The sequence below is a fragment of the Mesorhizobium sp. CCNWLY176 genome (genome assembly GCF_037153935.1).
Classification (GTDB): Bacteria; Pseudomonadota; Alphaproteobacteria; order Rhizobiales; family Rhizobiaceae; genus Mesorhizobium_M; species Mesorhizobium_M zhangyense.
Genome location: NZ_JBBBDZ010000005.1, coordinates 123,479 through 138,188, shown reverse-complemented (window position 1 = coordinate 138,188; position 14,710 = coordinate 123,479). Strand labels below are relative to the sequence as shown.

The window sequence follows — 14,710 nt, the reverse complement described above, 5'->3', positions numbered from 1 at the left end:
TCGGGGCGGCCGCTGTTTCGCAGCTGGCGGAACAATGTGGCGCGATTGCGCATTGTCAGTTCATTGCAACACTCCACACGAGGGAATTGCCATGACGCTGACAACACTTCTGATCATCATTCTCATTCTGATCCTGATTGGCGCGGTTCCCGCCTGGCCGCACTCTCGCGCCTGGGGTTATGGCCCATCCGGCATCGTCGGCATCATCCTCGTCGTGCTGCTCGTCCTGCTTCTGATGGGACGGATTTGACAGGCAATCTGCCTGCAACAAAAAAGCGCGCCGCATAACGGCGCGCTTTTTTGTATGGCCTTGAAACCCAAAGCTATTCGGCAGGCTGCGCCGCCGGCACAAAATCAGCCGAGCGTGCCAATCCGGCAAGCAGGAACACCACGACCAGCAGTGCCGAAACCGCCACGAACACCGGCGCAAAACCGGTGTGCCCGCCGATGAAGCCTATGGCGGACGGCGCCACCAATATACCGGAATAGCCCATGGTGGTGACGACGCTCATGCCGGCACCCGCCGACATGCCGGGCTGATTGCCGGCAGCCGAAAAGGCGATCGGCACCATGTTCGCAATGCCAAGGCCGCAGAAGGCGAAGGCGGCGATGGCAATCCACGGCGTCGGCGCAAAGCCCGCGACGAGCATGCCGGCAGCCGCGATCAGGCTCGAGACCCTGAGCGTGGTCACGGCACCATAGCGGTTCCTGATGGCATCGCCCAAAAACCGCACCAGCGCCATGGTGCCGGCAAAGCAGCCGAAGGCGAAACCGGCCGTAGCGATATCCGCACCAAATTCCTGCTGCAGGTAAAGCGCCGCCCAGTCGAGCACGGTACCCTCCGGGATCATCGAGAACAGGGCCATCACGCCGACCAGGTAGATCGCCGGATTTCTCGGCAGCGAGAACTTGCGATGCTCGGCCGCGACATGCCTGTCCTCTACGATGAGGTGGCGCAGCGCAAATCCCAGGACGACAAGCGCCACCACGGTGACGCCCACCGCATGGGCGAGATAGCCATAGGTCTGGATCGCGATGCCGCCGATGCCGCCGCCGACGAAACCGCCAAGGCTCCAGAAGCCGTGCGAGGACGACATGATCGCCCGCGAAAGCTTCTTCTCGACGGCAACCGCATTGGAATTCATCGCCACATCCATGCCGCCGATGACCCCGCCGAACAGCAGCATCGAGAGTGCGGCCAGAGGCACATTGGGCGCGAGTGCCACGATCAGCAGGCCGAAGGCGGCCGCAATGCCGAACCAGCGCATGACGCTGCGCGAGCCGTGACGCGCGATAAGATGACCGCACCACGACATGAAGGCGATGGCGCCGATGCCGAACACGAGGATCAGCAGGCCAAGCGTGAATTCGCTGATCTCGAGCCGCGTCAGGAAAACGGGAATCTGCGGCGCCCAGCTTCCGGTGACGAAGCCATTGGCGAAGAAGGCGGCGGCAACTGCCCAGCGGCCTTTCTTCGCGGCAGCGATCGTGTTCGATGCGTTCATAGGCGATTCTGCGTCCGGATTTACGATTTACCGACAATTAAATCGGTTTAATTGCTTGTCAACGCATAAAGCCCGGCGAAATATTGGGCCAGCCGCGTTGTCCAGCCCGCTTATTTCGCGCCAATGCGGCAAGAGTAGGAAGTCGTTGAAACTTCTCCCTGCCGATACATTTGGCGGCAGGGTAGAATTAGCGAGCGGTCTCTCAGCCGAAGACCACCAGCAGATCCTTGGCGTCGATCTGGTCGCCCGCCTTGACCAGCACTTCGACTATCGTGCCGTCGCGCTCGGCATGGAGCGCGGTTTCCATCTTCATCGCCTCGATCGACAGAAGCACGTCGCCGGCCTTCACCGCTTGCCCAGCCGCCACCGCCAGCGTCGAGACGACACCCGGCATCGGCGCGCCGACATGGGCCTCGTTGCCCGGCTCGGCCTTGCGGCGGGCCTTGGCTGCAGAAGCGCCATGGGCGCGATCCGGTACCTTCACGCGGCGAGGCTGGCCGTTGAGCTCGAAGAAGACGGTGACCATGCCCTTTTCATCGACATCGCCGATGGCGAGGCAACGAATGACCAGCGTCTTGCCTTTTTCGATGTCGACGAAGATCTCGTCCTCGGACGCCATGCCATAGAAATAGACCGGCGTCGGCAGCACGCTGACCGGACCATAAGTGTCCTGCGCGCCGGCGAAATCGGTGAACACCTTGGGGTACATCAGCCATGACGAGAACTCGAATTCGCTCAGTTCGCGGCCAAGCCTTTCCTCGATCTCCTTGCGGTCGGCCTTGAGATTCGCAGGCTTGAGCAGCGAGCCGGGGCGCACAGTGATCGGCTTTTCGCCCTTCAGCGCCTTTTTCTGCAACGCCTTCGGCCAGCCGCCCGGCGACTGTCCGAGATCGCCGCGCAGCATCGACACGACCGAGTCCGGGAACGCGATGTCCTTGTCGGGGTTTTCGACATCGGCCACCGTCAGGTCCTGGCTCACCATCATCAGCGCCATGTCGCCGACGACCTTGGAGGACGGCGTCACCTTGACGATGTCGCCGAACATCAGGTTGACGTCGTGATAGGCCTGCGCCACCTCGTGCCAGCGCGTCTCAAGCCCCAGCGAGCGCGCCTGTTCCTTGAGGTTGGTGAACTGGCCGCCCGGCATCTCGTGCAGATAGACCTCCGAGGCCGGACCCTTGAGGTCGCTTTCGAAGGCGGCATACTGGTTGCGTACCGCTTCCCAGTAGAAGGAGATGCGGCGGATCCATTCCGGGTCGAGGCCGGGATCGCGAGGATCGCCCTTCAGCGCCTCGACGATCGAGCCGAGACAAGGCTGCGAGGTGTTGCCGGACACCGAATCCATCGCCGCATCGATCGCATCAACGCCGCTTTCCACGGCAGCAAGCACTGTCGCTGCAGACAGGCCGGACGTGTCATGCGTGTGGAAATGGATCGGCAGGTCGGTCGCCTCGCGCAGCGCCTTGAACAGCACCCGCGCCGCTGCCGGTTTGAGCAGGCCGGCCATGTCCTTGACGGCGATGATATGCGCGCCGGCTTTCTCCAGTTCGCCGGCGAGGCCGACATAATATTTGAGATCGTACTTTGCCCGCGCGGGGTCGAGGATATCGCCGGTATAGCAGATCGCCGCCTCGCAGAGCTTGCCCTCGGTGCGCACGGCGTCCATGGCCACGCGCATGTTCTCGACCCAGTTCAGGCAGTCGAAGACGCGGAACAGGTCGATGCCGCCATCGGCTGCCTGTTTGACGAAGTGCTGGACGACATTGTCGGGATAGTTGGTGTAGCCGACGCCGTTTGCACCGCGCAGCAGCATCTGCAGCAGCAGGTTCGGGGCCGCCTCGCGCACCAGCGACAGCCGTTCCCACGGATCTTCGGTGAGGAAGCGCATGGAGACGTCGAAGGTCGCACCGCCCCAGCACTCCAGCGACAGAAGCTGCGGCAGGGCGCGGGCATAGGTGCCGGCAATGCGAGCGATGTCGTGGGTGCGCATGCGCGTCGCGAGCAGCGACTGGTGGCCGTCCCGCATCGTTGTGTCGGTAACGAGAACCTGCTTCTGATCGCGCATCCAGGCCGCGAACTTTTCAGGCCCGAGCGCATCGAGTCGCTGCTTGCTGCCGTCCGGAACCTTGCCGTTGAGATAGGGCACGATCGGGGCTGCCGCATCATCCTTCGGTGCGGGACGGCCCCGCGTTTCGGGATGACCGTTGACCGACACATCGGCCAGATAGTTGAGCAGCTTGGTTGCGCGGTCCTGCCGCTTCACCTGCGCGAACAGTTCCGGCGTCGTGTCGATGAAACGCGTCGTGTAGGAATTGTCGTGGAAACTCGGATGCGTGATGATCGCTTCGAGGAAGGTCAGGTTGGTTGCCACGCCGCGGATACGGAACTCGCGCAACGCCCGGTGCATGCGGGCGATAACTTCGGTCGGCGTCGGCGCCCAGGCGGTGATCTTCTCGAGCAGCGGGTCGTAGAACCGCGTGATGACCGCCCCCGAATAGGCTGTGCCGCCGTCGAGACGAATGCCGAAGCCGGTCGCACCGCGATAGGCAGTGATGCGGCCATAGTCGGGAATGAAATTGTGCTCCGGGTCTTCCGTCGTGATGCGGCATTGCATGGCATGGCCGTTCAGCCGGATTTCCGACTGCGACGGCACGCCCGATTCCGGCTTGCCGATCTCGAAGCCGTCCAGGATATGGATCTGCGCCTTGACGATGTCGATGCCGGTCACCTGCTCGGTAACCGTGTGCTCGACCTGGATGCGCGGATTGACCTCGATGAAATAGAATTTGCCGCTGTCAGCATCCATCAGGAACTCGACGGTTCCCGCGCCGATATAATTCGTGGCGCGCGCGATCTTCAGCGCATAGTCGCAGAGCTCGCCACGCTGGATAGCGTCGAGATAGGGCGCCGGCGCGCGCTCGACGACCTTCTGGTTGCGGCGCTGGATCGAGCAGTCGCGCTCGAACAGATGGACCGCATTGCCATGCGTATCGCCCAGCACCTGCACCTCGACATGGCGCGCGCGCTCGATCAGCTTTTCGAGATAGACCTCGTCCTTGCCGAAGGCAGCCTTGGCCTCGCGCTTGCCTTCCACGACTTCGCGGGCAAGATCTGCCTCCGAGCGAATGGCGCGCATGCCGCGTCCGCCGCCGCCCCAGGATGCCTTGAGCATCACCGGGTAGCCGATCCCGGCAGCAAGCTTCTTCACCACCTCCATGTCATCGGGCAGCGGCTCCGTGGCGGGCACCACCGGCACGCCGACCTCGATGGCCAGGTTGCGCGCCGCCACCTTGTTGCCGAGGCGGCGCATCGTCTCCGGCTTCGGGCCGATGAAGGTAATGCCTGCCTCGGCACAGGCGTCGGCGAATTCCGGGCTTTCCGAAAGCAGGCCGTAGCCGGGATGGATGGCATCCGCGCCGGACTGCCTGGCGACCCGGATCACCTCCTCGATCGACAGATAGCTCTCGATCGGGCCCATGTCCTTGGCGAGATGCGGCCCGCGCCCGACCTGATAACTCTCGTCTGCCTTGAAGCGGTGCAGCGAATATTTGTCTTCCTCGGCCCAGATCGCGACCGTTTTCAGCCCGAGTTCATTGGCGGCGCGAAACACGCGAATGGCAATCTCGGAACGGTTGGCGACGAGGATCTTCGAAATGGGCACTAGCAAGGCTCCATACACCGAGGGAAATTGGCCGGCGCATGATTAGCGGGAAATTGCTGCAGTGCAACCCAAATCGAAGAACTAATTTCAATCGATTTAATTTGCAGCAAGAAAAAATGCCCGACGCAAGCGCCGGGCATCTGTTCAAGACAGTCTGAAGCCAGTCGGCTTACATCTGTGGCTTGTAGGTGTACTTGCCGTCGTCGCCCTTGACCCACTCATACATGATGTAGCCCGGCAGCTTCGGGTCGCCCTTCTCGTCGAACGACATGTCGCCGAGCACCGTCGGGAACGGAGCGAGGCCCTTCATGGCTTTCGCAACTTCCTGTGGATCGACCGACTTGGCGGCGGCAGCGCCGGCGGCCAGCGACTGCATGGCAGCGTAGGAGTACAGCGTATAGGCTTCCGGTTCGAAGCCCGCGGCGCGGAACTTGTCCACCAGTTCCTTGTTGGCCGGGTTCAGGCGCGGATCGGGGCCGAACGTGTTCAGCGTACCCGCGACTGCGTCGCCGGCGATCGAGGCCAGTTCGTTGGAGACGATGCCGTCGCCCGAAACCAGCGTCGCCTTCAGGCCCTGGTCAGCCGCCTGGCGGATGATCAGGCCGGCTTCGGTGTGCAGGCCGCCCCAATAGATGATGGTAACGCCGGCTTCCTTCATCTTGGCGATCAGCGCGCCGAAATCCTTGTCGCCGACATTGATGCCTTCATACATCACTTCGGTGACGCCGGCGGCATTCATCGCCTTCTTGGTTTCGTCGGCAAGGCCCTGGCCATAAGGCGTCTTGTCATGGATTACGGCAATCTTGCCGTCCTTGAACTTCGCCGCCAGGTAAGCGCCGGCGATGCCGCCCTGCTGGTCGTCACGGCCGCAGGTACGGAACACATTCCACAGGCCGCGCTCGGTGAAGACCGGGTTGGTCGCGGCAGGCGTGATTTCCAGGATGCCGTTTTCGGCATAGACTTCCGACGCCGGGATCGAAACGCCCGAGTTGAAGTGGCCGACAACGAATTTGACGCCATCGGCGACGAACTTGTTGGCGACCGAGATGCCCTGCTTCGGATCGGAGACGTCGTCGCCGATCGCGATCTTGATCTGCTCGCCATTGATGCCGCCAGCCGCATTGATGTCGGCGGCCGCCTGTTCGGCGCCCTTCTGGAGCTGCGCGCCGAAGGCGGCGTTAGGTCCCGTCATCGGACCGGCAACGCCGATCAGGACGTCCGCCCATGCGCTGCCGCTGAACGCCACGAGAGCGGTCAGTGCAACTGCGGACAAAAGTGATTTTCTCATTGAAACACTCCCATTAACTGAGTGGGCGTGGATGATGCTTTCATGCGATGCCCACCCTATCGCAGAAAGATGAGTTTGCCGATTTTCCGGCCGTTGTCACGCCGTTTCACGAGGACGCGGCGTTAATCATGAACGTCAACCTTTCGGCTTCCAGCTCAACAGTGAAGCTCTCTCGTAGAGCCAATTATATTGCGTCACCATCTGGTTGGTGCGCGTGTATCGAAAGCCGATCGATCCCAGGACCAGAAGGATGATCGTGTCGACGATGTAGAAATGCAGCGAAAACATCGTGCCGTTGAACAGCGCATGATGGATGAACCGGATCGCGATGCCGAGCAGCAGCAGATAAAACACCAGCGCGACATAATTGCGCCAGGTCTGGGCGCAGGCGCGCCCCGTCATCCACGCCGCCCACCCGCCGAGCAGGCAGGTGACGAAGAAGAACTGCCAGATCGAGGGTTCTTCATAAAGAATGCCCTGCATTTTGCTTCCCTCCGGACAGACCTTGAAGGGTCCGTCTCCTTTTCTTCACCGCGCCGAAACCGTCATCGCGCCGACACTCTTCTTTTTCTTGACCATGATCTTGTCCGAAAACCGGTTTCCACTTTTCGGGATCATGGTCTAATGACGCCCGCCTTCCAGATAGGCTGCGCGCACTTCCGGATTGGCGAGCAGTTCCTTGCCCGTGCCGCTCATCGTCACATTGCCGTTGACCATCACATAGCCGCGGGTGGCCAGCTTCAGCGCGCCGAACGCGTTCTGCTCAACGAGGAAAACGGTCAGCCCCTGCGTCTTGTTGAGCACGCGGATGGCGTCGAAGATCTGCTTGACGATCAGCGGCGCCAGGCCGAGCGACGGCTCGTCCAGAAGCAGCAGCTTCGGCCGCGCCATCAGCGCGCGCGCAATCGACAGCATCTGCTGCTCACCGCCCGACAGCGTGCCGCCGCGCTGGCCGATGCGTTCCTTCAGGCGCGGAAACAGCGTGAACACCTTTTCGGCGTCCTCGTCGTAATGCTTCAGATTGTCGAGGCTCGCGCCCATCTGAAGATTTTCCAGCACCGTCATGCGCGGAAAGATGCGGCGTCCTTCCGGCGACTGGGCAATCCTCAGCCGCGCGATCTCATGCGTCGGCATTTCGGTGATGTCGGTTCCGGCAAACGTGATCTTGCCGGCGCGCGCACGCGGCGAACCGAAGATGGTCATCATCAGCGTCGACTTGCCGGCGCCATTGGCGCCGATCAGGGCAACAATCTCGCCCTCCTTGACCGACACGTTGACGCCGTTGAGCGCGCGAATGTTGCCGTAGTAGGTCTCGACGCCCTCGACCTGAAGCAGGGTTTTGCCGGTCATTATTTACGCTCCCCGCTCTTGGCCGCTTTCGGCGCGGCGCTCTTGGGCTTCTGCGAAGGATGGCTGGTCGCGACCTTGCCGGCGTCGACGCGCTTCGAGAACTCCGTCTCCTTGCCCTTGTCCAGCAACGCAGCCTGCTTCACCCACTCCTCGCGCGCGATGCGCCCGTCGAAGGCAAGATAGGCTTCCGCCGCAACCACATCCGCCTTCTTCCACGCCGCTATCTGGTCGAAATGGAAGATGCCGTGCTCGTTGAGCTTCTTCTCGTTGACGAGGCCGATGCCCTTGATGCGGGTCAAGTTATCGGCCCTGTTGCCGCGCGGCGCGGCGAGCCGATTGGAAACGCCGGCTGCCTTGGGCGCAGGCGCGGCCTTGGCGGCTGGCTTGGCACTGGCTGGCTTGGGTGCTGCCTTCACTGGCTTGCTGGTGGCGGCCTTAGCGGAAGCAGCAGCCTTGGCCGACGCAACCGCCTTGGCTGCAGGCTTGGCGGGCGCAGCGCTCTTGGCCGAGGCCTTGCCAGCGGAAGCGGCTGCCGGCTTCGGGGGAGCTTTCGCCGCCGTAGAAGCAGGTTTCGCTGTCGCGACCGGTTTGGGCGAGGCAGAGGGCTTTGCCGGCTTCGCCGCCGCTTCAGATATCGCCGCGGCTTTCGGCTTTGCTGCCTTTGCTTCGGGCTTCGCCGCGGCGGAAGCAGGTTTCGCCTCGACCGGTTTTGCGGCGGGCTTCCTGGCAGCCGACTTGACTGGTGCCGCTTTGGGGGCTGCTGCCAGCGGGGCGGGTGCGGATGCAGCTCTGGCTGCCCGGGCATCGACCTGCGAGGCCTTGGATGCGCCGTCAGCTACCGTGATGCGTTCGCCTTCGCTGTGGCCGATCGTGTCGCTTACCGGCCCCGCGAGCATGGAAGAGGACGTGCCCGGACCGTGCGCGGCATCCGGACCAACATCCAGCTGCTCGATGACGTGATCGTCGCCGACCGCTATCAGGACGTCCTCTACCTCCTCGTCGTCGACGCCGAGATAGGCGGCGATGACGCGCGGGTCGTTGCGAACCGATTCCGGATTGCCGTCGGAAATCTTGCGGCCATATTCCAGGACCACGACGTGGTCGGAAATCTGCATGACCACCGACATGTCGTGCTCGATCAGAAGGATCGACGTGCCGGTATTGTCCTTGATGTCGATTAGCAGCGTATTCAGCGCCAGCGATTCCTTGGGATTGAGGCCGGCTGCCGGCTCATCCAGGCACAGAAGCTCCGGCCCCGTGCACATGGCGCGTGCGATCTCCAGGCGCCGCTGCGCGCCATAGGGCAGGTCGCCCGCCGGATCGTCGGCGCGGTCGATCAGTTCGGCTTTTTCGAGCCAGAACTTCGCCAGATCGACGGATTCGGCCGAAGCCTTGCGATAACCGCCAATGCCGAGCAGGCCGAGCACCGTGTAGCCCGAGGCCTTCATGAGCTTGTTGTGCTGGGCAACGAGCAGGTTTTCCAGAAGCGTCATGCCCGAAAACAGGCGGATGTTCTGGAAGGTTCGCGCCACCTTTGCCTGCGCCGTGATGCGGAAGTCCGGCATGCGTTCCAGCAAGAACTCCTTGCCGTCATGCCCGCTCAGCCGGATCATGCCTTCCGACGGCTTGTAGAAGCCGGTGATGCAGTTGAACACCGTGGTCTTGCCCGCACCGTTCGGCCCGATCAGCGCGGTGATCTCGCCGCGCTTGGCCTCGAAGGAAAGGTCGCCGATGGCGACCAGCCCGCCGAACTTCATCGAAAGATGCTCGACCGAAAGTATCGGTTTGCTCATGTCTGTTCCCGTAGCCATCAGCCGTGCCCTTCCTTGGTGAAGGAAGCTGAAACGGATTTTCGTTCATTCAGGAAGGCGGTTGGTTCCCGGCTGCCGACGAAGCCGCGCGGCTTCCATAGCATGACGATCACCATGGCGCAGCCGAACAGCAGCATGCGATAGAGTTCCGGCGTGAAGCTGTCGCCGAAGATCGCCTTCAGGAACTGCATTTCACGCAGGATCTCGGTGCCGCCGATCATCACCAGCGCCGCGATGGCGATGCCGGTGAGCGAGCCCATGCCGCCAAGGACGACGATGGCAAGGATGATCGCCGATTCCAGGAACACGAACGATTCCGGGCTGACGAAGCCTTGCCGTGCGGCGAAGAACGAGCCGGCGAAGCCGCCGAACATCGCGCCGGTGGCAAAGGCGGTGAGCTTGGTGGTGGTCGTGTTGATGCCGAGCGAGCGGCAGGCGATCTCGTCTTCGCGCAGCGCTTCCCACGCACGGCCGACCGGCATGCGGCGCAACCGGATGGTGACGAATGCGGTGAGCAGCGCCAGAGCGAGGATCAAATAATAGAGGAAGATCTTATAATAGGCGCCGGACTGGGCGATGTTGAAGACCTTGGCGATGTAGTTCGGATCGCTGACGTTGAACGAGAACAGGCCGAAGAAACTGACCTTGGGAATGCCCGAAATACCGGCCGAACCGTTGGTGACTTCGCGCCAGTTGATCAGCACGAGGCGGATGATCTCGCCGAAGGCCAATGTGACGATCGCCAGATAGTCGCCGCGCAGGCGCAGAACCGGAAAGCCGAGGATGACGCCCCAGAAGGCGGCCATCAGGCCGGCAGCCGGCAGCAATATCCAGAACGACCAGCCGAAATGCGTACCGAGCAGCGCATAGGAATAGGCGCCCACCGCATAGAAGGCGACATAGCCCAGATCGAGCAGGCCGGCGAGGCCGACGACGATGTTGAGGCCCCATGCCAGCATCACGTAGATCAGGATCTGGATGCCGAAATTGTCCACCCATTTGAGCGAACCCTGGAAGCCGAACATCAGCACCATGGCGACCGGGTAGAGCACCAGGAGAATGACCGACAGCAGCGAAAAATGCGCCAGGATGAAGCTGCGGAAATAGAACAGAACCGACGCCAGCGCGTAGATGATGGCAACGCCGCGCAGCAGGCCGACATAGGCGGCCGACTGCGGGCTGAGAGCACCCGCCAGCGTGCCGCTGAAGAACAGCAGAACGGCGGCAATGACGACGGCGGCGATGAAATAGGGAAGCCGGAAGAAGCGCGTCGCAGCGCTGTCGGGAAACAGGCCGGTCGCGATGTTGGCGATTTTTTGGTTCGCCACGAACGGGCGGATATAGGCGACGGCGACGAAACGCCCGATCATAACCAGCGCCACGACGATGGCGAGCAGGCCCCAGCGCTGGACGAGGATCAGTTCGTTGCGGATGTTCTGGTCGCTCTTGAGGCCGATGAACAGAACGAACAGGCCGAAGGAGATCGCGCCGGCATAGAGCGCTTCACGGATAGCCTGCGGGAAGGGGTTTGCGACCTCTTCCCGGCTGGTGGAGACGGTTTGAACCATGATGTCAGACCTTTTCCACTTCTGGCCGGCCAAGAATGCCGGAAGGCAGGAAGATCAGCACGATCGCCAGGATGGAGAAGGCGGCCACGTCCTTGTAGTCGATGGAGAAATAGGCCGACCACATCGATTCGATGAAGCCGATCAGCAATCCGCCGAGCACAGCACCGGGTATGGAGCCGATGCCGCCGAGAACGGCCGCGGTAAAGGCTTTCACCCCGGGCACGAAGCCGTCGGAGAAAACCACGACGCCGTAATACATCAGGAACAGCGTGCCGGCGACGGCGGCCAGGCATGCGCCCATGATGAAGGTGATCGAGATCGTCCGGTCGACATCGATGCCGAGGAGTGCCGCCATCTTGCGGTCCTGCTCGCAGGCACGCTGCGCGCGGCCCAGCGAGGTCTTGTTGACGAGGTACCAGAAGATCGCCAGCAGGGCTGCGGTCACCACCACGATGATGATCTGCTTCAGCGATACGCTGATGCCCTCGATCGTGTAGACTTGGCTGACCATCGGCGGGATCGGCTTGTTGCGCGGGCCTTGCGTGACCTGCACGAAGTTCGACAGCGCGATCGACATGCCGATGGCAGTGATCAGCGGCGCGAGCCGGAAGGAGCCGCGCAAGGGCCTGTAGGCGACCTTTTCGATCGTCCAGTTGTAGAGGCTGGTGAGCAGCATCGCCACGATCATCATGATCAGCAGCGCCACGACCACGGGCACCGAATAGAACAGTCCGACCAGGATGAGGAAGACGATGAGCGCGGTGAACGCGCCGACCATGAAGATATCGCCATGGGCAAAGTTGATCATGCCGATGATGCCGTAGACCATCGTATAGCCGATTGCGATCAGCCCATAGATCGATCCCAGCGTCAGCCCGTTGATAAGCTGCTGGATAAAATATTGCATCTAGCTGCGGCTCCCCTGGAATGTCGCCTTTTGGGTCGCATTCCTTTTCGTATTTCCCCTAGTCCTAAAGCCTCGCACTCGGATTGCAACGTCAATTTTCGCGACCGGGCGGAAAGGCTTCAGGCATGCGTCCAAGCTGCTTGTTTTTGATCCTGGCTTGCTGGACTATAGCGAAAGCTAGCATTGGCCCAACGCAATGTCCTTGCTGAATTTGTGATACCTTTTCCATTCTATCGTACAATCGTGCGCCCAATAGGCAAATCACGACGAATTGTTGCATCAATCGCGGCAGCATTGTTTCGGCAACCCCTGCGTGCTGCGGCCCCTTTCAAGTAACAACGAAGCCATGGGCGAAGGGATCGCGATCATCTATGAAGATTGTATTCAATCCCGTCATCCGCGCCCATCCGCCGATGGAGGGAACGATCGCCGGCTTTTCGGCAACGCGCGTTTCGCTTTCGACCCGGCCCTTGAACAGCGAGCCGATGATCGATTCGTGGATGAAATCGTCCCCGGTCTTCAGCCTGCCCTTGGCATGGAGTTGCGCCATGCGCGCCGAGGTGCCGGTGCCGCAAGGCGAGCGGTCGATCGCCTTGTCGCCGTAGAAGACGGCATTGCGCGCATCCGCTTCCTCGTGTTTCGGCGCGCCGGTCCACAGCATGTGCGACAGCCGGTTGATGCCGGGATTTTCGGGATGCACGAAGGTGTATTTCTCGTTCAGCCGCTGCCGCACCACCGGGCTCCAGGCGATCAGGTCGCCGGCCGAATGATCGGCCATGTCGCGGTAGTTGTCCTGCGGCTCGACGATGGCGTAGAAGTTGCCGCCATAGGCAACATCGACCTTGATCTCGCCGAGCACCGGGCACTCCACCGTCAACCCTTCCGCATAGAGGAAGGACGGGACGTTGGTGATGCGCACCTCCTCGACATATTCGCCGACCTGTTTGTATTCGGCGATGACCAGTCCCGCCGGCGTATCGAGGCGCAGCGTGCCCGGCGTCTTCGGCTTCACCAGCCCATGTTCGATCGCCATCGTCACCGTACCGATGGTGCCGTGGCCGCACATCGGCAGGCAGCCGGAGGTCTCTATGAAGAGGATTGCGATGTCGCAATCCTCGCGCGTCGGCGGATAAAGGATCGAGCCGGACATGACGTCGTGACCGCGCGGCTCGAACATCAGCCCGGTGCGGATCCAGTCATATTCGGCGAGGAAATGTGCGCGCCGCTCCATCATGGTCAAGCCGTGAAGCTGCGGCCCGCCGCCGGCAACGAGCCGGACCGGATTGCCGCAGGTGTGACCGTCGATGCAGAAGAAGGAATGCCGAGCCATGATGCCTCAGAAGCGTTGAGCAGAAAAAGGTGACAGGTCGATTTCCGGAGCCTGCCGCAGAACGAGGTCGCGGATCAAGGCGCCAGTGGCCGCCGATTGCGTCAGGCCAAGATGGCCGTGGCCGAAAGCGTAGAAGACATTGTCACGGCCCTTGGCGTGGCCGATGACCGGCAGCGAATCCGGCAGCGACGGGCGATAGCCCATCCATTCGCGCCCGCCCGATGGATCGAGCCCCGGCATGAATTTCTGCGCCTTTTTCATCATCGCTTTTGCGCGGGCGAAATTCGGCGGACGATACAACCCGCCAAGCTCGACCGCGCCGCCGACGCGGATGCCGGTTTCCAGCGGCGTGACGACGAAACCCTGATGCGAGAAGATGATCTGGCGCTTCAGGTCGAAGGCGGTTGCCGGTAGCGTCGTGTTGTAGCCACGCTCGGTTTCGAGCGGAATCCGGTCGCCGAACTGTCGCGCCAGAAGATGAGACCACGCGCCGGCAGCAATGACGAGTTTATCCGCCAGGATCGTGCAGCCCTGTTTCAGCTGTATCGTGATCCTGCCGTTCGACGGCATGGCGAGCGCGACGTCGCCCTGCACGAACTTCGCGCCTCTGCTCTCAGCATATTTCCAGATCGCCTTACCGAGCAGTTTCGGATCCGAAACGGTCTTCCAGCCCGGAACGAAAGTGCCGCGGACCAGATCCGGCGACAGGCCGGGTTGATAGGCCGAGATTTCATCCTTCTCGAGATGGCGATAGCCGATACCAAAACGGTCGCGCGCGGCCCAGCCAGGCAGCGAGTCGCGAAACTCCTGCTCGCTCTCATAGAGTTCCAGCGAGCCGTCCTCGCGCAGCATGGATTTCGTGCCGGAGCGCTGCATCAGCCCGGCCCAGGCAGCCTCGGCGAGCTTCATCAGGCTGGCCTGCGCGACCAGCCCGCTCTCATACTTGTCAGCCGCACCGGCGCGCCAGAAGCGATAGAGCCAGGGCAGAAGCTTTGGGAAATAGGCCGGCGGAATGGCCAGCGGGCCGAGCGGATCGAGAAGCCATTTCGGCACCTGCGCCAGCATGCCCTTATGCGCCAGCGGCAGCACATCGGAAAAGGCGAGTGCTGCAGCATTGCCGGAACTGGTTTCTTCGCAGATGCCGGTGCGGTCGAACACCGTCACCTTGAGCCCGGCCTCAGCGAGATGAGCCGCAGCACAGATGCCGACGATGCCGGCACCTATGATGGCCACTTCCACCTCGCCTGAACTGCTTCCACTCATGACGCCTCCCGCCGTCTCTGATTTCAG

Annotated in this window: 11 protein-coding genes; 1 reads left to right on the top strand and 10 read right to left on the bottom strand. The window is 62.0% G+C overall.

All coding sequences use genetic code 11. The features are described 5' to 3' along the window. The first annotated feature begins 91 nt into the window (after nt 1–91). Entirely contained in the window at nt 92–250 is a 159-nt protein-coding gene (locus WBQ96_RS10385) for a DUF3309 family protein (protein ID WP_091909152.1), read from the top strand. A gap of 73 nt (nt 251–323) precedes the next feature. On the opposite strand, the gene WBQ96_RS10380 is transcribed toward WBQ96_RS10385, so the two are convergent. The 10 genes from WBQ96_RS10380 to WBQ96_RS10335 form a co-directional block, all read right to left on the bottom strand. After that, on the bottom strand, nt 324–1,505 hold the full coding sequence (locus tag WBQ96_RS10380; RefSeq protein WP_336550101.1) for an MFS transporter: 1,182 nt from the start codon (nt 1,503–1,505) through the stop codon (nt 324–326). A gap of 202 nt (nt 1,506–1,707) precedes the next feature. Beyond that, entirely contained in the window at nt 1,708–5,166 is a 3,459-nt protein-coding gene (pyc, locus tag WBQ96_RS10375) for a pyruvate carboxylase (RefSeq protein WP_336550102.1), read from the bottom strand. Nucleotides 5,167–5,335: 169 nt separating this feature from the next. Continuing rightward, nucleotides 5,336–6,454, bottom strand: a complete 1,119-nt coding sequence (locus WBQ96_RS10370) for a branched-chain amino acid ABC transporter substrate-binding protein (RefSeq protein ID WP_165118258.1) — start codon at nt 6,452–6,454, stop codon at nt 5,336–5,338. Between the two features lie 135 nt (nt 6,455–6,589). Further along, the gene (locus WBQ96_RS10365) at nt 6,590–6,937 is read right to left on the bottom strand and encodes a DUF6867 family protein (RefSeq protein ID WP_165118257.1); all 348 of its coding nucleotides are present in this window, start codon (nt 6,935–6,937) and stop codon (nt 6,590–6,592) included. Between the two features lie 138 nt (nt 6,938–7,075). Beyond that, a complete protein-coding gene (locus tag WBQ96_RS10360) occupies nt 7,076–7,804 on the bottom strand; it encodes an ABC transporter ATP-binding protein (protein WP_336550108.1) in 729 nt (242 codons plus the stop codon). After that, nucleotides 7,804–9,597, bottom strand: coding sequence for an ATP-binding cassette domain-containing protein (locus WBQ96_RS10355; protein WP_336550110.1), 1,794 nt, complete (start codon nt 9,595–9,597; stop codon nt 7,804–7,806). The genes WBQ96_RS10360 and WBQ96_RS10355 overlap by 1 nt, the downstream gene beginning before the upstream one ends. 17 nt (nt 9,598–9,614) lie before the next feature. Next, nucleotides 9,615–11,183, bottom strand: coding sequence for a high-affinity branched-chain amino acid ABC transporter permease LivM (gene livM / locus WBQ96_RS10350; protein WP_336550113.1), 1,569 nt, complete (start codon nt 11,181–11,183; stop codon nt 9,615–9,617). Nucleotides 11,184–11,187: 4 nt separating this feature from the next. Beyond that, complete coding sequence (locus WBQ96_RS10345) at nt 11,188–12,090, bottom strand: branched-chain amino acid ABC transporter permease (protein WP_165118253.1); 903 nt, start codon at nt 12,088–12,090, stop codon at nt 11,188–11,190. Nucleotides 12,091–12,418: 328 nt separating this feature from the next. Continuing rightward, nucleotides 12,419–13,420: a 4-hydroxyproline epimerase gene (locus WBQ96_RS10340; protein ID WP_336550116.1), complete on the bottom strand. Its 1,002-nt coding sequence runs from the start codon at nt 13,418–13,420 to the stop codon at nt 12,419–12,421. A gap of 6 nt (nt 13,421–13,426) precedes the next feature. Beyond that, a complete protein-coding gene (locus WBQ96_RS10335; RefSeq protein ID WP_336550118.1) occupies nt 13,427–14,683 on the bottom strand; it encodes an NAD(P)/FAD-dependent oxidoreductase in 1,257 nt (418 codons plus the stop codon). Between the last annotated feature and the right edge of the window lie 27 nt (nt 14,684–14,710).